At 62.4% G+C, this 24,404-nt stretch carries 13 protein-coding genes and 1 pseudogene; 5 read left to right on the top strand and 9 right to left on the bottom strand.

Going from position 1 to position 24,404, the window contains the following annotated elements; genetic code table 11:
• Positions 1–44 precede the first annotated feature (44 nt).
• The 7 genes and pseudogenes from E0H22_RS02745 to E0H22_RS02715 all read right to left on the bottom strand — a co-directional run.
• A complete protein-coding gene (locus tag E0H22_RS02745; RefSeq protein ID WP_233024229.1) occupies positions 45–311 on the bottom strand; it encodes a hypothetical protein in 267 nt (88 codons plus the stop codon).
• Positions 312–706: 395 nt separating this feature from the next.
• Positions 707–928: a hypothetical protein gene (locus tag E0H22_RS02740; protein WP_233024228.1), complete on the bottom strand. Its 222-nt coding sequence runs from the start codon at positions 926–928 to the stop codon at positions 707–709.
• Between the two features lie 26 nt (positions 929–954).
• Positions 955–14,151: a filamentous hemagglutinin family protein gene (locus tag E0H22_RS02735; RefSeq protein WP_233024227.1), complete on the bottom strand. Its 13,197-nt coding sequence runs from the start codon at positions 14,149–14,151 to the stop codon at positions 955–957.
• Between the two features lie 133 nt (positions 14,152–14,284).
• Positions 14,285–15,262 carry a FecR family protein gene (locus E0H22_RS02730; protein ID WP_233024226.1) on the bottom strand — a complete coding sequence of 326 codons (978 nt, stop codon included), beginning with the start codon at positions 15,260–15,262 and terminating at the stop codon, positions 14,285–14,287.
• Positions 15,263–15,316: 54 nt separating this feature from the next.
• A complete protein-coding gene (locus tag E0H22_RS02725; protein WP_233024225.1) occupies positions 15,317–15,874 on the bottom strand; it encodes an RNA polymerase sigma factor in 558 nt (185 codons plus the stop codon).
• The gene (locus tag E0H22_RS02720) at positions 15,871–16,509 is read right to left on the bottom strand and encodes an STN domain-containing protein (RefSeq protein WP_233024224.1); all 639 of its coding nucleotides are present in this window, start codon (positions 16,507–16,509) and stop codon (positions 15,871–15,873) included. Before E0H22_RS02720 ends, E0H22_RS02725 begins: the two co-directional genes overlap by 4 nt.
• A 355-nt stretch (positions 16,510–16,864) precedes the next feature.
• Positions 16,865–17,090: pseudogene (locus E0H22_RS02715) on the bottom strand (integrase core domain-containing protein); the annotation flags it as partial.
• Between the two features lie 27 nt (positions 17,091–17,117).
• On the opposite strand from E0H22_RS02715, the gene E0H22_RS02710 reads away from it, so the two are divergent.
• Positions 17,118–17,660 (top strand): recombinase family protein, encoded by a 543-nt coding sequence (locus E0H22_RS02710; RefSeq protein ID WP_347340819.1) that lies wholly within the window; start codon positions 17,118–17,120, stop codon positions 17,658–17,660.
• A gap of 59 nt (positions 17,661–17,719) precedes the next feature.
• Here E0H22_RS02710 and E0H22_RS02705 read toward each other — a convergent pair whose 3' ends face one another.
• Both E0H22_RS02705 and E0H22_RS02700 read right to left on the bottom strand, forming a co-directional pair.
• Positions 17,720–18,520 carry a pPIWI-associating nuclease domain-containing protein gene (locus E0H22_RS02705; RefSeq protein ID WP_233024223.1) on the bottom strand — a complete coding sequence of 267 codons (801 nt, stop codon included), beginning with the start codon at positions 18,518–18,520 and terminating at the stop codon, positions 17,720–17,722.
• The gene (locus E0H22_RS02700) at positions 18,517–19,125 is read right to left on the bottom strand and encodes a hypothetical protein (RefSeq protein WP_233024222.1); all 609 of its coding nucleotides are present in this window, start codon (positions 19,123–19,125) and stop codon (positions 18,517–18,519) included. Before E0H22_RS02700 ends, E0H22_RS02705 begins: the two co-directional genes overlap by 4 nt.
• 187 nt (positions 19,126–19,312) lie before the next feature.
• Here E0H22_RS02700 and E0H22_RS02695 point away from each other — a divergent pair.
• The 4 genes from E0H22_RS02695 to E0H22_RS02680 all read left to right on the top strand — a co-directional run bounded on the left by E0H22_RS02695 (position 19,313) and on the right by E0H22_RS02680 (position 24,356).
• A protein-coding gene (locus tag E0H22_RS02695) for an IS3 family transposase (RefSeq protein WP_151612149.1) occupies positions 19,313–20,664 on the top strand; the annotation gives its coding sequence in 2 pieces (ribosomal slippage) (positions 19,313–19,649 and positions 19,649–20,664; 1,353 coding nt in all).
• 661 nt (positions 20,665–21,325) lie between these two features.
• A complete protein-coding gene (locus E0H22_RS02690) occupies positions 21,326–22,789 on the top strand; it encodes a tyrosine-type recombinase/integrase (RefSeq protein WP_233024221.1) in 1,464 nt (487 codons plus the stop codon).
• Positions 22,790–22,876: 87 nt separating this feature from the next.
• Positions 22,877–23,176, top strand: coding sequence for a hypothetical protein (locus tag E0H22_RS02685; RefSeq protein WP_233024220.1), 300 nt, complete (start codon positions 22,877–22,879; stop codon positions 23,174–23,176).
• A 493-nt stretch (positions 23,177–23,669) separates the two neighbouring features.
• Positions 23,670–24,356 (top strand): recombinase family protein, encoded by a 687-nt coding sequence (locus E0H22_RS02680; protein WP_233024219.1) that lies wholly within the window; start codon positions 23,670–23,672, stop codon positions 24,354–24,356.
• The last annotated feature ends 48 nt before the right edge of the window (positions 24,357–24,404 follow it).

Here is a 24,404-nt window from a genome sequence, read left to right as displayed (position 1 = left end):
TGCCAAGCATGAGAACGCTGCAGAAGGCCCGCTAGCGCAGGCCCTTAACGGCCGCGCCGCCGTCTCAGGTTCTCGACCTCATCGAGCGCGGCAGAGTTCAACACGTCTGCCGAGCACGGACCTTTGCGGACACGGTCTGCAAGTTTGACCGCAACTCTCCTGCGGAAGTCATGGTTGTTGAGTTTGCCTGGAAGAGCAGCGCAGGCTTTGTCGAGAGCGCGCTCCATGTCGAAACGAGTGCCGGGGTCGAAGCTCTCGGCGATGAGACCATCCTGTTCGTTCCTGGCGCCTCGAACGTTCTGCATCTTCATCGAAACCTCCAGCATTTTTGCGCTTCAATTCGCGTACGGGCGCTTGGTTCCGCGCGAATGCGCAATCGCGCCCCACCCGGCGACAGAAAGCCGTGCCTTCAAAGACGTTTTGATTCTATTGCGATTTTCATCTGGCTGGCGGAGAGGGGGACCAAATCTGCCTATATTGCCTTCGATCGCCCGCCTTCGCCGATGCTCATAAAAAGCCTGCACTGCAGGCACGAATTGTGCAGCGGACGTCAGGCGGGTTCGCCGTAACGCGCGACAAATCTGCACTCACATATGGGCTAAAACGTTCGATGGAAGATTGGGTTTGGTTGGAAATATGGGAACTGAATCTGGGAGTCGAGATTACGAATGGCTGCGTTTGCCGCCGCAACGGCCGCTTGACCCAGCTACAGCGCAGTGCGGAAATCACGTTCATCGATTTGTACCAGCACCTGATCGGTCCTTACACTCTCGTGCTGATCAAGACTTCCGCGAAGTAGCCCGAGACTCTCGGTGCGATGATGGTCGTGTTGCCCGCACACCTGCACATAAGTATCGTCATTGGTTTCGTGATCGCGGCCGACAGTGGAATAGTCGCAGGCCAGATCGGCAGCCGTTACGCTCTCCATACCGATGGTGAGCGCAACAGCAGCCCCTACCGATCCACAAGCGCCCGGCGTTCGGATGCGGACAGGGCCTGCTTCTCCGTCTCGTTGAGTTCACCCACGCCAACGACCTGGAACGCACTATTGTGGTTGTAGCTACGCTCGCTTCGCTTCGATCGCCAGTTCTCATCGCTCTCGGACGGCGCCGATCCGTCTCCCCCGCCATAGCCAAGTACTTCGACGATGATCACCGACGGCTGCGCATTGCCCGCGCCCTGGTTCGGCGTCGCCGCCTGTTGCGACGCAGCCGTCGCATTCGAGGTCGAGAGCGCCGCGCTGATGCTCGGCGCCTGCACGGTGGGAATACCTGTGCTGGTCCCCTGCACCTGAATGTTCGCAGCATTCAGGATCTGCAGCGCGGCAAGATTGACGTTGCCGGAGACGCGGATTCCCGCCTCGCCCGCATCGATGGTACCGAGCGGCGCGATCAGATCGATATCGCCGGGCGACACTTCCGGCAGCGGATTGAGCGTCGCAATGCCGGCGCCGGAAGAGGTTGCGTCCGGAGACAACTCGACGGCGCCATATTTGTCATAGCGACGCTTCGGCGGCGTATAGACGGTCGTGGTCTTCGATCCACGGCCAGCATTGATGTCGCCCTCCGCAGACCAGCCGAGAATGCTGCCGCCATAGGTCGTCATGATGCGCGACAGGCCAAGCAACAGGCTGCGTTGCGCATAGATCTGGATGTCGCCCTTCCCCTGGGTGACAAGACCAGCTTTGTCGGTTGGCACGAGGCTCTCGACGCCGACCACGATCTGCCCGCCGGGTGCCATCATCTGGATGTCGCCGCCCGACTCCGTGCGGACCGCGCCGTCGCGTGTCTTGACGATCTCCTTGTTCGTGACCGGATCCTTTTCACCATCGGTGTAGGTGCCGCTGAACATCGTGATGTCGCCGCTCCGCGCGATCCGGTTGCCTGCAGCACCGCTTTCGGGGAACAGCGTCGCGATTGCCTGGCGTCCGCGCAGATAGCTGCCGTAACGCGGGCTGCTCGCATTGTTGTATTCGCGGCCGCCCTCGGTGAGTTCGGTGAAATACACCTTGCGCAGGAAGATGTTTCGCTGCTCCGGCGCTAGCGCGGCGAAATAGGCACGCGCCTCCGCATCGGTGCCGGCGAAGCCGTAACGTTCCTTGAGCCAGGACATGAGGTCCTTCTCATAGGTCATGGCAACCTTGCCCGGTTGCTCTGCCAGCGGCGTACCGCTGACGGCCAGATTGGCCGGATCGAGATAGCGCGCGGCGAACGCATTGTAGTCCGGACCGGACGCACCGACACCGGCGAGCATGGCGACGCTCGCGCCGGGGCGCTTGTCACCGGTGATCGAACCGATGCTGGTGATGGCGCCCCTGTCACCCTGATACAGATTGCGGCCGGCGGAGATTTCGATCGCGCCGGGGCCGGCGATATCGAAATTGGCATAGATGATGTCGCGGCCGGCCGAAATCACCGACACGTCGTTCGGGTTGCTGTGCACGATCAGATCGCCGCGCGACTTGCTGCCGAGATAATAGCTCGCCTCGATCGCGCCCGGCGCGAGGCCGGCGCCGACGATGTCGCGGCCGGCGCGCACCATTAGCGGTCCCGAACCGCTATACCATGTACGGGCGCCACCCATATTCGTGATGACCTCGCCCGTCACGAGACCGATGACATCCCCCGTGAGCGCATAGAAGCGGACCGGATCTGCATCAGCCGCGCGGCCCACCGGCATCGCCGAGCTGTTCGGACCGAAGAAGAAATAGGATAGCGCAACCGCATTGCCGTTGCTATCGACGGTGCCCGTGGCAGAGCCGTTGGTAAACCGGTAGACCGGCTTTCCGTTCACATTATCGCTCTGGGCGCTCATGAAGGCCGGATTGAACGGCGTCGGCGCGACGCCGCCCGCGCCGGACAGGGTGAAGCCGTATTGGCCGCCGAAGATCGTCGTGCCCGCCATCATTTCCAGCGTGCCGTGTTGCGATGGCGCGAGAGTCACGAGCGGATACGCATTTTCGCTGCGATTGAAATTCAGATATTGGGGCAGAGCATTCTGACCGTAATAGATGCTGCCGCCAAGCGCTGCGGCCCGCAAGGTCGGCGGATAGAGATAGCTGCCATCGAGCAGGCTTTGATCGGTTTGCAGATTGCGATCCTGATTGAAGATCTGCTCTGCCGCCGAGGTGGACGGTGTGAGATTGCCACCAGCCGAGATCAGATTGATCGCGGTGTGTTCGGTCCACAGTGAGAACCAGCTCTGGCCGCCGCCATTATATACGCCACCGCCGGCCTTGTAGGGCGCATCGTTCAGGAGCACCGAACGGCCGGGATCGCCCGCACCGCCGAGCACGAGGTCGCCGCGGGTCTGCACCGTCATGGTCGCGTCGCCGGGCACCAAGGTGATGCCGGAGCGCGCTTCGGAGGACGGCGCGATGAACAGATCGAGGCCGCGCGGATCGTACGGATAGACAAAGCCGCCATAGGCGAGCTTGAGGCCACCGATCGCCTGGGCGGACAGATGCAGGTCGCCGCGCAGGTCGATCAGCGAGCCCGTCAACGCGTGCCGCTCGTTGTAGCCCGCCATCAGGGAGAGCTGCGGATTGAGCGCACCAGCGATCTGCATGTCGATATCGCCGCCGCCGGTGAGGGTCAGCGATCCATCGGCGCCGACACGGCCTGTGCTGCCGACAGCCACCAACAGCCCCTGGCTGCGATGCAGACCCGCATCGGTAACGCCCTGGCTGCCGCGCAACGCGATCGCGCCCGCCTCGCCGCCGACACGGATCGCCACATTGCCGCCGCCGAGCGCGCCGATGCCGGTGAAGCCGACGAGATCGGCCAGCTTCGTCGGATTCGCGCCGTGCGAATTCGCGACATAGGCGCCGAAATTGATCCACCACGCCGTCGGGATCGCTTCGTCCACCGCCGTGCTGCCAGTGCCCTGGCGCCACAGCCAGTTGCCGGTGAGCACGCTCGATGGGGTGTCCTGCTTGGACACGCCGTAAATGTCGCCCATCAGATTGCCACCGGCGGCGATCAGTACATTACCGCCCTGCTCCGGATACCAGGCCTGATAGAGATTTGTCGCGCTGGCATAGTCGCCCGACGACGGACCGAGCAGCGTGCCATCCGCCATTGTGCCACGCGGCCGGTTATAGGCAGGATCGACCGTCGTGGCTGTTCCGGCGGTGTAGATGCCGTAGAGCGAGTCCATGCGGATATCGCCGGCGGCGCTGAGTGCGAGATTGCCGGTGCCGGTACGCACCACGCTGAAAGATGGCCCAGCATGCACCGTGGTTGGCGGCATGCTGATGAGCCCGAGATTGAGCTTGCTCGGATCGCCGAAGTCGGGATCGTTGGTGATGTCGGCCCACGTAAAGTTCGGATCCCCGTAGAGAGTCGCGAGCTGCCTTCGTGTCAAGTTGAGCAACTGACTGCTATCGCTGATTCCGGACGGCAGACCATTGAACCCCACGACGATGTCCACGCCTCGTCTGGTAAGACCGAGTTCGATATGACCGGTCGATACGTCCCAGAAATTGGAAGACAGACCGTAGGCGTCGACGAAGTCCTGCCAGCTGGCACCTGGAGCGAGCAGGTTGATGATCTCCGCCTGCGACTTTCCAACCAGATCGTTGACGCTGAGTTGGGGATAATCGAAACCGAGCGCCGCCCACAGCGCCGCCGCACCCGCATCGCTGAGATTGATGAACGTGCCGCCCGAACTGGTGCGCGAGGCATAATGCGTATCCGCAAGCACGATGTTGCCCTTGCCGAGCGTATTGCGCGCACGCACATCCGCCGAACCAAGATCGGCGCCAGCCGTGAACTGCATGTCCCATGACGTTGCTCCGGCGCCGAGCATCGGCGCCACGGCCCAATTATTCCCCTGCCGGCCACCAGACGATGCACGCAACTCTATGCTTGTGCCGCCGGGTAGCTTCACATCCGTCAAGGATGGAATCAAAGAACCTGCCGCGAGCGAGACTGCGCTTGTGGTGACCGCTGCGACCGGTAGCGGCACGCCCTTCGGCCACAGCATCGGCGCGAAAGTCGCCGCTGTTCGCAGCACTGTCCCGGCATCGAGCTGCATGCCTTCGGTAAGCGTCACATTCGCGACGAGGACGGTGCCGGCCGCGTAAGCAAGCGAGCCATCGACATTGTAGATGTTGGCATCGATGACCGTTCCTGCCGACAGCTGCAATCTACCCGTCGCATCGCCAGGGAAAGCTCCGAGCGTCGCGCGTGCCGGCAGAACCGTGCCGGCTGGAAATGGGATCGCCCGACCGAAAGAGTCCAGGAATTTGACCGGCAAATCGTAATTGAGCGTAGCACCCGCCCGGAATTTTGAATCGGCCTCGAGCGTGATCGCAATGGGTAGCGTGAGGTCGCCGCCATAGGCCAGCACGCCCTGATCGAGGATCCAGCCATTGTCGCCGGTCGTGGCCGGCGGCGGTGCGAAACCGTCATTGACGGAGCCGCGGATGTTGAGATTGCCGCTGGCGCGGAAATTGATCGCGCCGGGCTCGCCGAAGCCGCGCGAAGGTGCGTTTGCGTTCGGACCGTAGCGATAACCAGACAGATCGAGATCGCCGGCAATGGTGAGGTCGCCGTTCGGATTGGTCGCGGTGACCTTGCTGACGATATCCACGCCGGGGCGCAGGTGATAGCTGCCAAGGCCGGCAAGGCGCGCGCTCAGCGCGTTGTTGCCGAGCGCCGCATTGATGAAGGCCGTGCTGTCGCCGTGAATGCTGTCGAGATAGGTTTGCGTGATCTCCTGTGGCGTGTGGCCGGTGACATCGGGAACTGCCGCCTCCAGCGCGTCGTCATAGGTGCGATAGCCATAGACCGCGATGGTTCGCGCGCCCGAGATCGGCGTCGCGCCCTGCACATTGATCGCGATGTCATTGCCGCCGACACGGGGCGCGTTGAGCGCGAGCGTACCGCGGGCAACGCCGTCGTTCTGGTACCGGCCCGAGCCAGTCGCAACATCGGTGCCGGCGCGCAGATCGACCGCCGCATTGCCGGTCAGCGTGAGCGTGCCGGTCCGCGCGGTGAGTTCGACACTGGCGCGGTTCGATGCATCGATAATAAGGCCGTAGCTGTCGAAGCGCATGCCTGTGGCGTGCGCGTCGAGCAGACCATTGATGACGAGATCGTTCATCGCCGCGAGGCGGATCGCGCCGACCTGCGTGCCGCTGGCGTCGATGGTGCCGTTCACCGTGAGGCTGCCGCCGTCGACGACGATCTCGACATTGCGTGCCTTGACCTCACTGCCGACGACGAGATTGCCCTGCTTGATCTGGAAGCGGCGGGCGCCGAACACTTCGCCGGCATTGAGCCGCGCGTTGAGGCCGGCGAAATCGGCAATCGTCTGCGCCTGCATGGTGAGTTCGGCTGCGTCGTAAGGCACCAGCGTGCCGCTGGCATCGTATCGGCCGGAAGCGCCGCCGCGGATGGCGCCATTGAGCGCCACCTGCCCGGCGCTGCTGCCCATCGCCGTCACCGTTGCCGTACCGCCGCGATTGTTCCGCGCCGAAAGATCGATGACCGAGCCCGCATCCTGGCGGATATTGCCGGCGCTGCTGGAGAGGACGAGATCGCCGCCCCAGCTATATTTGGTGACGTCGAACATCGCGACCGAGCGACCCGACAGGTCGATGCGCGAGCCCGAGCCAAGCACGATATCGCCGATCGCGGTGACGACGAGCCTTCCCGACGGCAGAACGACGCTGCTGTCGATCGTGACATTGGTACCCTTCAGCGCCAGCGTTCCGCCGAGCTGATCGAACTGTGCGGCAGCAGCTCCGGTTCCGACAATACGGATATCGCCACCCGCGGTGATCGTATTGACCGAGCCAGCCGCACCGGTGACCAACGGCGCAGCCACGGTGAGGTTGCCACCGGTGTATTGATAGCCCTCACCGGTCACATAGGCGCCGCGACGGTGATAGACGCCGAGCGTACTCTTGTTGTTGGCCGTAACATATTCGCTCGCCGAGATGTTCACATCGGTGAAGCCCAGCGCGATGCGGTTGTCGGCGACCTGGTTATTGGGCTGGGCGTTCGGGCCATAGCCCAGCACGACACGATTGGCCGCGATATTCAGCCGGCTATCGCCCAGCAGATCGGCGATCGGCGCAGCCGGTGCATCGGCGAGGCCGGTCCAGACGAATTCGCCGGCGCGGATGGTCGCGACGTCGCCGCTGGCGCCATAGCCATAGATCGCCGGCGTGCCGAAGACGAGACGGCCGACCTTGGACGCATCGAGATCGACCGCGCCGTAGACGTTCACGGAATTGCGCGCATTAAGTACGAGGGTCTCCAGCGCGGGGGCGCCGATCGCCCGGTTGCCCGCAAGGAGACTCGCGAGCACCGTCTGGTTGAGCGCCAGCCCCGGCGCGAGACGGCCCGCTGCAGCCGCGGCAGCGAGCGCCGCGTCGTCGCCGAGATTGATGCCGGACATCGCCAGCACGAGATTGCGCGTCCCGTAGACCACGTTGCTCGCAATGGAGAAGGAACCGGCGGTGGCCGCTGCGATGGTGCCTTCGGAGACAAGCGTCGTCGTCCTGGCGCAGTCCATGGTAACGCAGCTGCCGATCGACATCACAACCCGGTCGGATTCGTTGATCGGCTTCAGCTCGGCCTGCACCAGGTTGATCAAACCATTCGATACGATCAGGACGCCATTGCCGACGAAGACATAGCCGTCGCGCGAGTCGTAGCTGCCACGGCCGCGGCCGATGGTGCTGATCGATGCGCCCTCCTCAATGGTCAGGCGTCCGGCTGTTTCAGCAAAATATCCCTTACTTCCCAGGATGACTTCCGCCGCCGAGAGATGCGCGCCGCTGCGCAGAACGGTGTCAATGCCGTCAGATTCAATGAAGGCGCGACGCCCGTCCTGACCGTAGCTGACGCCGATTGTGGCATTGATGACCAGACGCGGCGCATCGAGCTTGTTGATTTCGTCCGCATATACCGATGACCCGCGCGGAGCCGGTGTAGCGCTCGTACCGGCGGCCATGATTTCGCTGACACCGCGCAATTGCACGGTGCCATCATAACCACCCGATCCTTGCTTTGCGCCGATACGCAGATCGCCATCGAAGACGAAAGCCGACCGGTTGTCACCGCTGCGCATATCGCCGAGCTGGATGTCGAGTTTGAGTGCATCGACGGTCATCGCCGCGCGCGGCACGCCGATGCGCACCGCGTCGGCCAGCACGAAGGCATTGTAGCCCGTCTCATTATAGAACGAATGGCTGCGCACGACGCTGCCCGGCGAGACGATCAACCGGTTCGGCAGCGAGGCGCGAATATCTGTATTGGCGGTGCCGAGATATCCGCTGGCGATGTAGGAGCCGTTGCCGGTGGCAACGACACCGGCCGCATTCGGCAACATGCTGGCGCCGATCTCGACGCGATAGGCGCCGGGCAACAGCGCATAGGTCGCCGGCATCAACGTATAGGTGCCAGCAGCAAGGCCCGGCACGCCTTCGGGAATGGTGATCTGCTGGCCGACCTTGGGCAGGCCGAAGCCCGCTTCCTGCACGACCGGCGCATAGGCGCCGGCCTTGCCGGGAACGATGGCGTAAACCTGATTGCCCCTGGCGCTGTAGGTGTAGCCGGGATTGGAATTGACGAAGGGCGTCGTGAGGACGTTCACCGAACCGCCGCGCCCCGACAGGAATCCTGCGCCCGTCAATTCGCCGCCGCCCGACAGATCGAGAACTGCGCCGGACTGGACATCGAGATGACGCGCGAAGAAGCGCAAGATGCCGAGATTGCCCGCCCCGGCCAGTTTAGCGGCGGCGCCGTTATAGTTATAGGCGATGCCGTCCACAGTGCCGCCATAGGGCATCGTCAGCCCATCGCCGCTCACCGACGCGACGCTGCCCGGCAGCAGATGGACCATATCAACACGTGCTGTATTATTGGTGGTGGCGAACTGGAGCGTACCTAACGGGGCGCGCACGATGCCACCCTGATTGACGGTTTCCGCCGCGAGTTCCAGGCTACCGAATACGGAATATGGCATGTCGGGAACGGTGTCGTAGCGGCGGATGTCGAGCACGCTCCCGGCCACCAGCGTTTGGTCGGTGCCGGTCATGTAGCCGGCACGGATCGATGCGAACGCGCCGGTCGCGGGATAGATCTGCGCGGCGGTCAGGCCGATACTGCCCGGCGACAACAGCCCGGTTATCGTGGAAATGGTCGGCGTCTGTGCGAGCAGACGGATATCGCCGCGGCTCGTGAGGTCAACAAGCGCGAAGCCGCGGCGATCGACCGTATAGTTCCGTTTGACGTCATCGACATCGATGTCTTGGCGCACGCCGAAGCTGACGCGGTCGCGGATGTCGATGAGATCTGCGGTGACGCCGAACATAGAATTGCTGGATCGCGTTGTCGGCACGCCGTAACCATCGGCCCAGCGCACGGCAGGGACGATGTATGTGTCCATGTCGGGAATACGTGTGCTTGCTGCCAATCGCACATAGGGGGCCGCGAGCGCAACGCGCGCATCGGCGCTCGCAGCGTCGGTCATCGCATAGGCGCCGGCATAGAGACTGATGCTCTGGCGCATCGACAGTGCGACGCTGCCATCGAAGGACAGCACGCCATTGACCAGCACCGACAGATCGTCGAAGCCGCCGGCCCGGATACGATCGACACCGAGGCGTGCAGTGCCGGTGACGAGACCGGCGCGTGCCGCCGCCAGCGACGTCGCCCCGGCGATCGGGCTGTCGCCCTGCTCATTGGCGATGACGAATTCGCGATGGCGCAGCACATCGCCGGCCATTGTGCGCGGCGCATAGATCGGCGCTTCGAGCGCCAGCGCCAGCGTGCCGCCAGCCACATGGGCGCCCCCAGCCGCGGCGCGCATCGTTCCGTCGAGATAGAGACCATGGCTCGATTTGAGAACGATGGAGCCGCCATTGCTGGCGACCTCGAGCGGCGCACTTGTCTGCTGCTGACCGCCGGCCGGGATATCCAGCACCGCGCTGGTACCCGAGGCATCGAGCACTGCACCGGTGCGAACCACGACGAAGGCGATCGGCGCGATGCCCTGGCCGGTCTGGTCCCAGTCACGCGCGCCGCCGATCAGGATCGAACCGCCATTGGCGACCACGCCATAGGTCCGCCCGCGCGCATCCGTCGCGGTAATGGCACGCGCGGCCACATCGAGCACGCCCTTCTCGCCGATCCAGATGACGCCCGGCTGGCGGCCGCGGCCCGGATGTGCCGCATCGACCGGCTGGGTCAGACTGATGGTTCCGCTCGGCGCGGTGAGCGCGCCGTCGACGATCATGTCCCTGCCCTGCAAGGTGATCGACTGGCCCTGATCCACGCGGATGGTTGCGCCCGCACGAATCTCGACCGGCGCGCTGGGCAATTCGCCGGTGGTCACCTCGGTCGAACGCAGCGAAATGCTGGCGCCGCCGCGCTGGGTCAGGCGCGCATTGCGGCCGTCCTCGGTCCATTCGGGCGGCGTCCAGACATCCAGCGCGCGCGATGGCGCCGTGCCGGTCGCCAGACCGAGGGCGTTCTCGCCCAGCCGATAGACCGGCATCGCGAGATCGAGCCGCGTGTTCTCGGTCACCACGACCCCATGGCGACCATTGATGTCGTAGTTCGAGAAACCGCTCTGGAACAACGACGCCTGCAACTGCAGGATCGGCTTGACGCTCGCGGCCCGCTCCGCCACCGCCCCCGCAACGATCCGCGCGCCTGCCGCCAGCGTGAGATCGTTCGGCGCAACCGTTCCGGCCAGGATCGTTTTGGCAAAGGTCACCGGAAACCAGTCATTCGGCCCGTCGACATATCTCATCGCGGGAATGCCATTGGGAAAGACATCGCCCGGCAGGATATACCCGTCGATCGCGGTCACGACACCTTCGTTGATCGAGACGATCGTGCCCGCGGGAATAACGGTCGGCGCTATACCTCCGCTGGCCGCATTGAGCTTACCCGTAATGGTGTACTGCCTACCGGGTGTTTCAATGGTGTAGATAGTATTTCCGTTTCCGAACGGCACCGTCCAGTCCGCAGCCAGCACGACGTTTCTGAACCTGGGAACGATCCTATTGGTTGCCACGGCGATCAGCCGATCGCCGCCCATGAACCGGTCGGCCTGATACGTATAGTCGCCCGGCAACATCTCGCCGGCCTTGACGAAGTAATCCTGCAGCAGCACCAGATCGGCTGGCGCCTTCTCGCCGGCGCCGAGCACGCCGTCGGTCTTGAGAATCTTGCCGCCGATGGAGATCGACGTTCCCGATTCCAGCTTCAACGTGCCGCTGCCGGAGGCACCGTAGCCGCGGACGTCGCCGTCGAGCGTGAGCAATCCGTCGGCCTGCGTGCTCAAAACCTGTTGATCGGCAATCAGCGCGACGTCGCCGCCGCGACCGCCCCTGAACTTGCCATTCGCAAGCACGGCACTGCCAGACGACACGTCAATCGTGCTACCCTTCTGCAGCGTCACGTCATGGGTCGATTTCAGCGTGACCGAACCGCCATTGATATAGGCCTGACCGTTGAGATCAGCCGGCTCGTTCGCCGCATTCACCCACTGGCCGCTGAGATCGAGCGTCACGCCTTCGCGGACCGTGATCGATGCCTTGCCGTCCTTCAGCAGCACAGCCGCGATACCGCGCCCCGCCAGGATATTGTCGCGAATGTAGTTGTCCACGCTCAACGCGCCGCCGCGCGCGGTGACATTCGCCTTGAAGTCCACCACAGGCGCCACCAGCGTGATCCGGCCGCCATCGGCAAGTGCGACCGGGCGCTCGAAGGTGATGGTTTCGAGCGTGCCGAAATCGAGGCCGCCGAGTTTCAGGGAATTGATGTAGCCGGCGTCGAACCAGGCCGTATTCCTGCGTATCGACGGCAGCGCATCGCCGGCCTTCATGCCGGCCGTGATCGCGGCAAAATCGCCGAAGCGGACATCGGAGCCGTAGAAGCCGATGTCGGTGGTACCGGTCGCATCATAGCGGCCGAGGCCGAGCGTGCCCTGCAGCGGCGTGGCATTCTGCACCTGCTTGTAGCCATCGGCCACATTGGCGGCACGCGCACTGGCCTGCCGCTCGCCCTTGATGACCTCGGCAATGATGTCAGCCTCGACCAGCGGCGTCGGCGTCGCAAGATTGAGCCGGCCGGCATCGCGGCCGACCGTGTAACCGTCTTCCCAGCGGCGCGATATCGAGCGGTCGAACAGCGTGCTCCAGACTTCGGTGAGCTGATCGGAGACCTTGCCTTGAATATTGTGCGTGCGCACGAAGCCGCCGGCGGCGCCGATGAACTTCATGCTGGCCGGCGCATCGTCGAAGCTGTAGAGGCGGCCGTCGGTGCCGATCAGCTTGGTCGAATAGATATAGCCGCCGTCATAGCTGACCGCGCCGCCGGAGATGTTGAACTTCGCTCCCTGCTGCGCGACCACTTCCGGGCCCGCCAGCGTAATGGTGCCGCCGACGGCCGCCCATTCGCCGATCTTGTGCGGCGTATTGGCGAGATAACCTCCGACTTCGAGCAGACCGCCTTGGGTGTAGTAACGTTCGCCGGCGTAGCCGCCCGTACCGGCTGCGACATAGATGAGATCGCGGATGTCGATCCAGACATTCTTGTTGACCAGCGCGCCGCTGTCGCGATTGATCGGGGAGTCCCTGAGTTCGTTGCCCTGGACGTTGACCTGAACCTGATTGGCCGACATCGCCAGCCGCGCGCCGGTGACGCCGGAGACATCGATCACCGCACCGCTCTCTGTGAAGACGCGCTTGCCGGCGCTGACCGACACCTGTCCGCCTTGCGCCATGGTCAGCGAGCCGCTCTGGAAATCCACGATGCCGCCGGTGACGATCTCGACGCGCGACTGGTCGCGGCGATCCGCCAGCTTGGACAGATTGTCGAACTGATCGACGGCCAGCGGATTGCGACCCGATGCCGCAATCAGCGCGTCGCGCTGCGAATTCAGTGCAGTGTCCTTCGAGTCCAGTTCCGGCATGATGGCGCTGAAGCTGCGACCGGTGAGCGTGACGCTGCCAACCGCGTCACTGGCGGAATTGATCAGATGGATCGTACCGCGCTGATTGACCGAGGCCGTCGACACCAGCACGCCGTCCTGCGTCAATGCACGGCCGGCCAGCGTGATATCGCCCTGCGGTGAGAAGATCTGGCCGGTGTTGATGACGCCACCGCTGGTCGCATTGCGGATGATCGGCGCGATTTCGCTGCCGCGGGTCGTCGACGACTGATTGAAATCGGTGCCGAAGCCGCGGCGCAGCACGAAATCGTCGCCGGCAGCAAGAATGGCCTGACCCTTCGGAGTCGTGATCGCGCCGGCATTCTCGACCTGCGAGCCGATCATCAGCACATAACCGCCACCCGCAGTCGCCGAAGCAGGCGCATTCGTGGAGATCGAGGCACCCGCCTCCACCACGACCTTGCCGCCTGCGGCCAGGAAGCTTGGGGCAAAGCTCGTGCCGGTCTGCACGCCATAGATGCCGTTGTTAACGAACTGGCTGTCGGTGATGCCGGCCGTCGAGGCGATCAGCGACCCGACATTCACCTGGCTGTTGCCGCCGAAGATGATGCCGCTCTGATTGACCACATAGACATGACCGTCGGCCGTGATATTGCCGAGGATCTGGCTCGGACCCATGGTCCGGTCGACGCGGTTGAGAGCGACCCAGTCGGCCCTGCCCTGCTGGTCGAAGGTCAGCGTGGTGCGGGCGCCGACATTGAAGCTTGTCCAATTGAGGATCGCCTGCGCACCGGTCTGGCGGATGCCGACCTGGGTCTGGCCATTGCCATCGACGCTCTGGGTCGGCGCATTGGCATTGAGCCAATTTTGCGGTGCGTTCGGCAGCAGACCGCCGGCCCCGAGACCGTTGGGCACGGCGACGGGGGCCGTCGTTGACATCTGGGCGGCCGCCGCTGCTGCGCGTGCCGCGGCCTGGACACCCTGAATGTCCTGCATGGCGCGCGCCGCGCGTGCGAGCGATTCCTGCGTCTGCCGCGTCGCTGCCACAGCCTGCTGCGCGGCCTGCGCCGCCGCCTCAGAGGCGATGGCAGGTGCGGGCGAACCGCCGCTACCGCCGTTGAGCGCACGGGCCAACGCTGCCGGAGCGTTCGCGGTCAATGCCAGAAAGCTCGTTCCCGCCAACAGAAGTGCAGTGGCAGCAAAACCTTGAGCGGAACGAGAGATGGACATGGCGGGCCTTCGGCGCAAACGACGTTGATGAAAAGAACGCCGCGTCTGCGCGCCGGACATTCTCTCAACCGGTAAGGACGTTCGCCGCCGCGCGAGACCGAAAAAAATTTCAGGAGTTCGGAAAGTCTGCGGGTCAGCTCAGGATCACCAGCCCACCGGGCAGGGACGTCACCTTGGCACCAAACACCTGTTGCGCCAGTGTCATGATTTCATCGACATTCTGCACGCGAAACCGGGCATTGACGGTGCGCTCGCCAAGACGCGCATTCATCAGCACGATCTTGCCGGGCCGGTAGCGGTTGATCTCGGCGACGACCTTGGCCAACGGAGTTTGATGGAACATCAGGAGTCCGTCTTGCCAGGCTGTCACTGCCGACAAGTCCGCCATAGCAGACGCTCCAGGTCCTTGGTCCCCATAAGTGTATTGTTGAGGCGCCTCCAGCTGGTGCCTCACACCGAGGCGCGAAATCTCGACGGCCCCCTCGATGCAAGTGACACAGGAGAGCATTCCGTCGTAGCGGACATTGAAGCGTGCGCCCGTCGCACTGACCCGCCCATTGCCCGCGATCACTGTGAGAGGACTGGTCAACTGGCGGCCGGTATTGATCAAGGCCTCTCCATCAATCAGTTCGATGGAGTTCGCGGCATCCGATCTCGCGAGCGATACACTCGTCCGAGTGTTCAATTCCATTGACGCGCCATCGACCAGCTTGACGCTTTTTTGCTCACCTGCTGATGTTCTGTAATCGGCCGCAAGTTCCGACATCGATGGCCAGAGCTGCAGCGGCGGCCGGACCACGACATAGGCCGCGCTGGCTGCCAATGCGCCGCCGATAAGCAATCGACGGGTCGGGCGGTAGGGCGGTGGCGCGGATGCTGGAAGTCTTTCATCACTACGTGCGAGAACGTTCTCGCCGGCGGGACCAAGCTGCCCCCACAGCCGGCTTGCGAATGCAAAGGCTTCCGCGTGCTGCGAGCTTTGCGCCTGCCATCGCCGGATATCCTCGACGTCCGCGACCGTGGCCGCGCCCGAGACGAGCCGACGCATCCTGTCGAGCGCTTGGCTTTGCAGGTCGGCAAGTTCTTCGTTGTTTTGAAGCGGTGGAGTCACGACAGCTATCGTTCCGAAACGGCAGGAAACGTCCAGGATGGAGTCCGAGAAAATCTACGCCGAGTCTATAGACGTTTCTCTCGGCTTCGGACCGAATCGCCTGACGACCTGACGTTGCAGGCGCTCGGCACAGTGATCCAGCGCATGTTTCAATTCAAGTTCCACAAGCCGCTGCGAGATACCGAGCCGGCCGGCGATTTCCTGCAAGGTCACCTCCTCGATCCGTGACGCCAGAAGGATCATCCGCCGTCGTGGCGTGAGCTCCTCCAACGCTGTCTCCAACTCGGAGATCTCCTGCCGTGCGGCGATCTCCCGCTCCGGTGAGGGCGCATCGTCAGCCATGTCGAGCACGGCCATGACCTCGGTGCGGCGAGCGAGCCGCGACTGCTTGCGGCCACGGTCGGTCGCGATGTTGAATGCGATCCGCAGCAGATAGCTCGGCGGACTGGCAATCGTCCCCGTCGGCCCATCGCGGTGCAGATGCAGCCAGGTTTCGTGCAGCGTTTCTCGGGCAAGCTCAGCAGACCCCAGGCGCTGGGTGAGCCGCTTCCGCAAGTCCTCATAGCGATCCGCCAGCAACTGGCGAAGTCCCACCCAGGCTGGATCGGTCATGGCCGAACCGCTCGGGCGCGCGTGGTTTGTCGTCCCGGAGCAACATCGCAGTCACCGGTCCGCTCGGCCGGCCGCGGCGCGACCATCATTGTGACCGGCTGCGGCAACCTCGGCGGCGGTGTATCGAAGTTCACGTCGCGCAACTCATCGACGATGATCGCGTCGCGCCGCAGATCACCGGTGGAATTGAGAAGTCTGAAGTCCTGCAGTTCGCCTAACGACCCGATGGAGAAGCGAATGATCGCACGGAAATCTCCAGGAACCGTCTCGGCATGACGACAGAATGCCTGTGCCACGCCTGCTTGCAGGACGCTGTAGTACGAACCAAATTCGCTCAGCCGCGCGCCGCCATATTGAGCTTTCCCGGGCGAAGCAACGACCGCAAAGGCATTGCCGCTCGACACTTCCGCCAGGCCGGTCCCCTCCAGCAAAATCCGCAAGGCCACATCCGCCGCAAGAACGCCCTTGACCGCCGTCGACCGCCGCCCCTGCGTGGACTCGCTGTCATAGAAGGTTTCGATGCCCGTCCCGGTCGCGTAAGCATCGAGCGCAAATGCAAGTGGCTGTGCGGGAATATCAAATTTGAGGCGACCGTCCTTGGCGTCCGCATGCGCGGCAAACGAGAACAAGGCCATCACAGCGGCTGCCCGTTGGACTAATCCAAGCGCGCGTGGACGCCTAATCCGCCGCCACGCTTCCAGCTTATGCTGTGCGATCTGATTTCCGGACATGAGGACACGATTACGAGCAACTCAGGCCGGCTGCTTTGATGACAAGACCAATCCGCCCGAGCGCGCCAGCCTCGACCATTTCTCTTAGAGTGCAATTGTTACGGTTGGACGACAATGCAAGGCCAACTGCGTTGTCATGTAGCGGCGGAGAGGACATGCGATCCGCTTCAGGCCCGCCACAAGCCGTTATTCGGGTCTGCAGCAGAGGTTCCGGTATCGGGAATTGATCTGCCGGATATTTGGACCAGCGGGATAGAGACTACAGCATCGCGACGCTCCGATCTCGATGGTAGGCTTCAGACGTCGACGGTTCGGGCCATCGATAGTTCAACGATGAATGCGGCCGATCGGACCGTAGTCGTTGCGCCATTGCTCGATGACGACCGCCCGTTCCTTCAAACTGTAGAAGATTTCGCCGCCCAGGCACTCGTCGCGCGGCTTTCCGTTGAATGACCGCAGTGGCCCTTCTCCCACGGACTGCCTGAGGCTAGCGCACCTATAGACGAAGCAACTTGCGAGGGCGGCGCAGTGATCGCCCGGCGCTGGAGGAGGCCCTTGCGGCAGCTCGCGTCCATCAAGCTCCGCTCGTCGTGGCCAAGGTGGACCGGCTGACACGCTCGGTCGCGTTCCTGTCCAAGCTGCTGGAAGCTGGCGTTGACGTTCGGTTCGCCGATCTGCCGTCTATCGAGGGACCGACAGGGCGCTTCATGCTGCAGCAGATGGCCTCGGTGGCAGAACTGGAAGCTGGACTGATCTCGTCGCGCACGAAGGCTGCTCTCGCCGCAGCGAAGGCCCGTGGCAAGCGCCTCGGCGATCACCGGGGGATCAAGCTGTCCGAACAGTCGCAGGTTGCAGGGCGCACCGCACAGGCTGACAGGGCGAAGCAGCGAGCCACGGACCTTGCACCCATCCTGTCGCGGCTCAGCTCCGAGGGCATCACGTCAGCCAGCGCAATGGCACGAGCATTGACCGAGCGCGGCATCCCGACAGCCCGTGGCGGCACCAAGTGGACGGCCTTGCAGGTGCTTCGCGTCACAGCACGCGCAGAAGTCTGAACCGTATCGAGTTCGCGGCAACCTGATCTGTCCCTCCCGATCAGTGTTTTTGTCGGGCTTCACAACTCAAGCAAATGAGAGAGAACAGCCTCTACGTACCGCTTGAGATGCACGACAGCTTGACGCTCTCCAGCAACATGGGTCACGAGAGAACCGTAGTCGTAGACTGATCTTGTCAGTCCGCCCACGATTGTCTCGACGGCTTCAGCAGCTCGCTCCGACATCGCGCGAGTAGTGTCGCCCTGATCTCGGGCTTTCAGAACGAACCTCACCTTCTGCTTCATCGTGGGTCGATCACGATCCTTCTCCAGCTTGAAGCCGGGAGCGGCAGTCACATCAGCGTCAGGGGCTAAATGATCAAGGACTTCGCGAAGAACCTCTCGAAGCTCCGTTGCCGTTCCGCGAAAGGAAATGCGGCCATTGTCGCCGAGGTCACGGATTGCCTGCTGGTACGACAGACCCGCAGTCGGCACCAATGCGCCGATGGCGTCAGCAAGCTCCCTCTCAGCTGTTGTCGCCGTTTCTCCGTTACCCGAAGCAGCATGCATCTCAAGCCGAGAGGTCAGACCGGGCAACATCTTACGCACCAAGACGATCGGCTTCTTGTACGATGAAGTTGCGTTCTTGCCCTCGGCAAGCTCTCGTAGTCTCTGCAGATTACTGTCGAGCTGCGCAACATCTATGCCCGAGGCCAGAAGCAGCGGCCTCGCGTGGTGCATGTAGTGACGGACAACTGTCTTCAATTCATCACGAACGGAAGCTGCATTCAGATTGACCGACGTTGATCTCGTGATCGTCCCAGCGACCTTGACGAAGTCGGAGCAGAACCCGTGCCAAGCCGCGAGCGGCACTTCCGTCATCGCTTCGCCTTCTTGGCCACCTTCTTCACCGTCTTCTTGCTCGAATTCCGGGAAGCTCGCCGAGGCGTTGAAGCCGAATTGGCGGTGTCCTTGGGCATCTTGTGGGCGACGAGGTTGTGGCCAACTGAGTTCAGCCGGTACTTGCCCTTCTCGACAACATCAAGATACCCGGCGTTCTTCGCATGCACCAATGCCATCGACGGCACCTCCGGCAGAGGGTATCGCGCCTGTACGAAATACTTCTGGATCTCATCAACTGTGATGAAGTTCTGCCGTTCGGCCTCCGGCGCATGATGCAGCAGGTAGTACCCAACAACAGCAATCATCTGCCCAGCGGTCGTAGGCTTCTTCTGCTCTGTAAGAGTAAGCACGTCGGTCACAGCCCCCGGCGACGGCGCAGCGACATGCGCGGCTGGCGGTGGCGGCAGAACGACCGGAGGGGCTGCAAAAGCGGGATTGGCTGTCTGCGATCCTACAGGAGAGGCTATGCCAAGCACCCGAAACACGTAGTCGAGAACCCGTTCTCTTACCTCATCCTTGAGCGGCTCAAGTGTTTCCTGAAGCGTCTTGATCGCCTGCAATTCAACTTCAATGTCGTCCGCCACAGCAGTTCCCCTTATTGGAATGCTAATGTGAGTTGCGTTGCGCCGGGAGTAAAGCTGATGCTGGTAGCCCGCGGCGATTGATCACAACTGATCGGAGTTGGGGTGTTCGGCGTCATCGCCTCTGAGACCAAATGAGGGACTTCACGAAAGGAGGATTTCTGGTTCATCGTAGCCGTCAGGAGCGAAGATGAAGCAGAAATCCGAACTGGGCAAAGCGCCCGCAGAACAAGTGCTAAAAGATATCCGGCGGCAGACGCGTCGGCAGTATTCGGCGGAAGAGAAGATCCGTATCGTGCTGGAAGGACTGCGCGGCGAGGAGAACATCTCCGAGCTGTGCCGCCGCGAAGGCATTGCCGCCTCGATGTATTACGGTTGGTCGAAGGAGTTTCTGGAGGCCGGCAAACGCCGCCTGGCGGGTGACACGGCCCGTTCCGCCACGTCCGGTGAGGTGAAAGACCTTCGCCGCGAAGCCTCCGAATTGAAGGAGGTGGTGGCCGACCTGACCCTGGAGAACCGCCTGCTCAAAAAAAGCATGAACGGGGCTGGGGAAAACGAGGCATGAGGTATCCAGCATCCGAGAAATCCGAAATAATCGCGCTGGTCGAGCAATCGCATCTGCCTGCCAGGCGCACGTTGGAAAAGCTCGGCATCCCGCGAGCCACCTTTTATAGATGGTACGATCGCTATCGCGAGGGTGGCATCGAGGCGCTGGCCGATCACCGCTCCAAGCCGGACCGGGTCTGGAATCGCATCCCGGACGATGTCCGCGGTCAGATCGTCGATCTGGCACTGGAACACCCCGAGCTGTCGCCGCGAGAGCTGGCGGTGCGCTTCACCGACGAGAGAAAATACTTTGTCTCCGAGGCTTCGGTCTATCGGCTGCTGAAGGCGCACGACCTGATCACCAGCCCCGCCTATGTGGTGATCAAGGCGGCTAATGAGTTCAAGGACAAGACCACGGCGATCAACCAGCTTTGGCAGACCGACTTCACCTACCTCAAGATCACTGGCTGGGGCTGGTACTATCTATCGACGGTGCTCGACGACTTCTCTCGTTACATTGTGGCCTGGAGGCTTGGTCCCACCATGTGCGCCTCCGACGTCACGGCCACGCTCGATCAGGCGCTTGCCGCCTCAGGCCTGGACCACGTCAATATAAAGCAGCGGCCACGGCTTCTGAGCGACAACGGATCAAGTTACGTCGCGGAAGATCTGGCCACCTGGCTCAAGGGCAAGGATATGCAGCATGTGCGCGGTGCGCCGTATCATCCCCAGACCCAAGGCAAGATCGAGCGCTGGCATCAGACCTTGAAGAACCGCATCCTGCTCGAGAATTACCATTTACCGAGGGACCTCGAACGTCAGGTCAGCGGCTTCGTCGAACACTACAACCATCACCGCTATCATGAGAGCATCGACAACCTCACGCCTGCGGATGTTTACTTCGGCCGAGCCGAAACCATCCTGACTGAGCGTGCGCGCATCAAACGTGAAACCATTGCAAACCGCCGCTTGCAGCATCGATTGCAAGCCGCTTAAACTTTAACCCTAGATGAGCCAGATCCTCCCTTCTCGAAATGCCTGAGCGGTCTCAAATTATCTGACGACGAACAACCGGAATATCGAATTGAACTTCGGAGGCCGGCGATGCTGCCTGGGCAAACGCGGAGATCTGGCCGGCCAGCAGACAGCCGATGGCCAGGACAGACGCGGCAGACCACTTGCAGAACCGGCTCACTAAAATTGCGCTCGTCGTCGCTTGCCACTCGCGTGAACTCCGCGGACAGCGCTGCGGCGGATTGATCCGACAGCCTGTGCCGGGTCCATGCGGTCCAGACAAAGATTTCAGCGCACCCTATTCGCAGCCCGACGAAAGTTTTGTGACAGCGATGTCGTTCCCGATGATGCGCCGCGGATTTAGGGCAGGCTCAAATCGCCGATCAATTCAGCTACCGCGGTCGCGGGGCAGATACCCGACATCATCGAACGCGAAGTATGGCCCGCAACGAGAAGATTCATCAATCTAATTGAAAGATAAGAGCTTTTCGTCTGGCTGGCGGAGAGGGGGGGACACTACGCTACAATCCGTCTAAGCTACTGAAGCTCTTGATGCGACTGAAGAAAACCGCCTTGATTTGGGGGACAGATCGGGGGACATTGTGGGGGACACCTCGCAATGAAGACCCATCCGAACTGATCCATGAAGAAGCCAAAGCTCGGCCCCCACCTTGAGTGGCACGGCAACCGTATCCGCGTCGTCGTCCGCGTTCCGCCCAAGCTGAAGGGCCAGTTCGGCTCGAAGCTCCGCGAGGTGCTCGTAACCCGCAATCCGCTTGAAGCTGACAGCGAGAAGGTGCCGGTCGTCCGCCGCCTCAGGGCCAAGCTCCGGGGACAGAAGATCGCAGAGACGCGAAACCCTCTGATCGAGGAAGCCTTGCGGTGGCGGCAGGCTGCGAAGGAAGAAACAGTCGCGAAGCAACTCACCGACCATCAGACCACCGTCGCTGAAGCTCTCGATGACCGTGTGAACCGCATCATGGCACTGCATGGTGAAACAGAGGCAAGACGGTTCGCCGCTATAGCGAGCGGGACAGCCACGCCGTTCACCGCCTTGCTCGATCAATGGTTCGAGGAGGGCGCATTCTCTATCGGCTATCAGAACGACATTCGTCGCATGGTCGGTCGGTTGGACAATTGGTGCGCTTCCACCGCGACCATGCAGTCGATCGAAGCCATCAATGAGGCTGTCGCTGGCGACTTCGTGCATGAGAACTACATCCGCCCGAAGGTGAACCACACCACCGCCAACAAGGACATCTCGTGCCTTCGCGCCTACTGGCAATGGATGGGCAAGAGGAAGGGCATCAAGCCTAACCCGTGGCGTGAGCAGAACGTGACAGCGCCGAGCCAGCGACACGACACGGGAGAGGGCGACAAGCGCAAACGCCCATTCTACGATGACGAGGTTCGCACCCTCCTGCAGGGGATCAAAACCAAGCGGGATTGGCAGTTCTCCCTAATGGCTGCCCTCAGTGGCTTGCGGATCGACGAGATCGGCAGCCTACGGGTCAAGGACTGTGTGGACGGCAAGATCGTGGTGGCCAAGTCGAAGACCCCGGCAGGCAAACGGACTATCCCCGCTCACCCTGCTCTCGCCCCCTTGATCGCAGAGCGCACTATCGGCAAGCCCCCTACCGCCTACCTGTTCGACGAACTGCCCGAGCAGAAACCTGGATCGAAGCGTGGTCGGTCAGCTCCCGTTACGCAGTCGTTCAGTCGCGAGCGTGTCCGGCTGGGTGTCGATGAACGTGCCAGCAAGGGACAACGGCAGTCCAACGTAGACTTCCACAGTTGGCGACGGTGGTTCATTCGCAGCGCACGAGAGGCGTCACTGAACGGCGCAACGGGCTACAGCATGTGGACCATTCCTAACGTGGTCGGGCACAAAGTCGAAGATGGCGAACTCGATGGCGTGAAGTTGCCGCTGGGGTTGACCATGAGCACCTACGCGGGGAGTTCTTCATGGGAGGCCATGACCGCCTGCGTAAACGCCGTGGCGCTCCCGAAGGGCGTGTCGAATGTCCGCGATGACTTCGAAGGCCAGAGCACGATCAGGCGGCGCAAGGTGAAGCCCCGCGTGACACTTCAGGAGGCAGCGGAATAGAACGACTTGATCGACGTTGACAGCACCGCTGCATGCTGGAACTCTGTGTGAGGACACGATCCCCTGCCAAACGTAGAGTGTCTACGAATGGCAACCATCATCAAGGGGACCATTGTGCATCACCACCACCATCATCGCCTGTCCGCTGAAGCCCTCACCGTCGCGCTGAAGGCCGCTCACGATCCACTGAGACTGCTCTCTGTCGCGGACTACTGGGTCGAGTTCGGCGAACCTATCGACCTTCTGGAAGACCCTCGGGCCACCTTCAGTGAAGATGCAGCGCACCTGATCGCCGCATGTGAACGACAGGGCATCGCGTATCGGCGGGGCGATGTGCCTGCCTTCCCCGTCTGGCTGCTGCGTGAGTTCTACCCGGCCAACCCCTGATCCTCTGATGACAATCCCGGAGTTGTCTGGCAGACCCCGCCACAACCTCTGCTGAAATAGGTTGCCCGTCTAGCCCTACCCCCTCCCTCCGTTCACTTAACAGGCCACTTAGGCCGACTATGGTTGAACGGCGGGTTGGGGGCTGTTGGACTTAGGGTGCCATGTGTCGATCCAAGACCCTAAGGAGAACCCTATGATGGGGACCGTTAGGATGGGCTGATCGAGTGGGTGATCATCACAGTGGCCCCTCAGTTGCACCTAAGCTCCCTGCCGTGAGGTGGCCCGTCATCTCGCGAATGTTTGGTGACAAATCTGAGAGGGCATTTTGAAGGGGAAGGCCAGCGAGCGATCCCCCTCGGCACCCGTCGCGCCAATACGCAGCGCCAGCTTTCGTGTTCGCTGGAGATGACACCTTGCTTGCTTCTTGCCCTCGGCCGACAAGCCCGTTACATCTGTGTCAACGCACGTTGAGTGAGATGTAAGGGCTGCCACCATGACCGTGAAGAAGTTCGTCGCCTACTATCGGGTGTCCACGCGCAAGCAGGGCGCATCTGGTCTCGGGCTGGAGGCGCAGCGGGCCGCAGTCGAGAGCTACCTAAACGGCGGATCATGGAAGATCGTCGCGGAGTTCACCGAGGTCGAGAGCGGACGGCGCAGTGATCGCCCGGCACTCGAAGAAGCCCTTGCAGCGGCTCGTGTTCATCAGGGCCCGCTCGTTGTCGCCAAGGTGGACCGTCTCACGCGCTCGGTGGCCTTCCTGTCGAGGCTGCTCGAAGCTGGCGTTGATGTCCGGTTCGCCGATCTACCGTCTATCGAGGGGCCGACCGGTCGCTTCATGCTGCAGCAGATGGCGTCCGTGGCAGAACTGGAAGCCGGTCTGATCTCGTCGCGCACGAAGGCCGCTCTCGCCGCAGCGAAGGCCCGTGGCACGCGTCTCGGTGGTCACCGGGGGATCAAGCTGTCCAAGCAGTCGCAGGCTGCAGGACGCGCCGCACAGGCTGACAGAGCGAAGCAGCGAGCCATCGACCTTGCACCGGTGTTGTCGAAGCTCAGGTCTGAGGGCATCACCTCAGCCAGTGCGATGGCACGAGTATTGACCGAGCGTGGCATCCCGACTGCTCGCGGGGGGACCAAGTGGACGGCACTGCAGGTGCTTCGCGTGGTCGCGAGAGGGACATGAGGGCCTGCATCTCCTGATCAGTGTTTTTGTAGTCCCCCCCAACGTCGG

Origin of the sequence: Rhodopseudomonas boonkerdii (genome assembly GCF_021184025.1) — a bacterium.
Classification (GTDB): domain Bacteria; phylum Pseudomonadota; class Alphaproteobacteria; order Rhizobiales; family Xanthobacteraceae; genus Tardiphaga; species Tardiphaga boonkerdii.
Note: the sequence above shows the minus strand (reverse complement) of the source record. Positions and strands in the feature narration are given on the sequence as shown.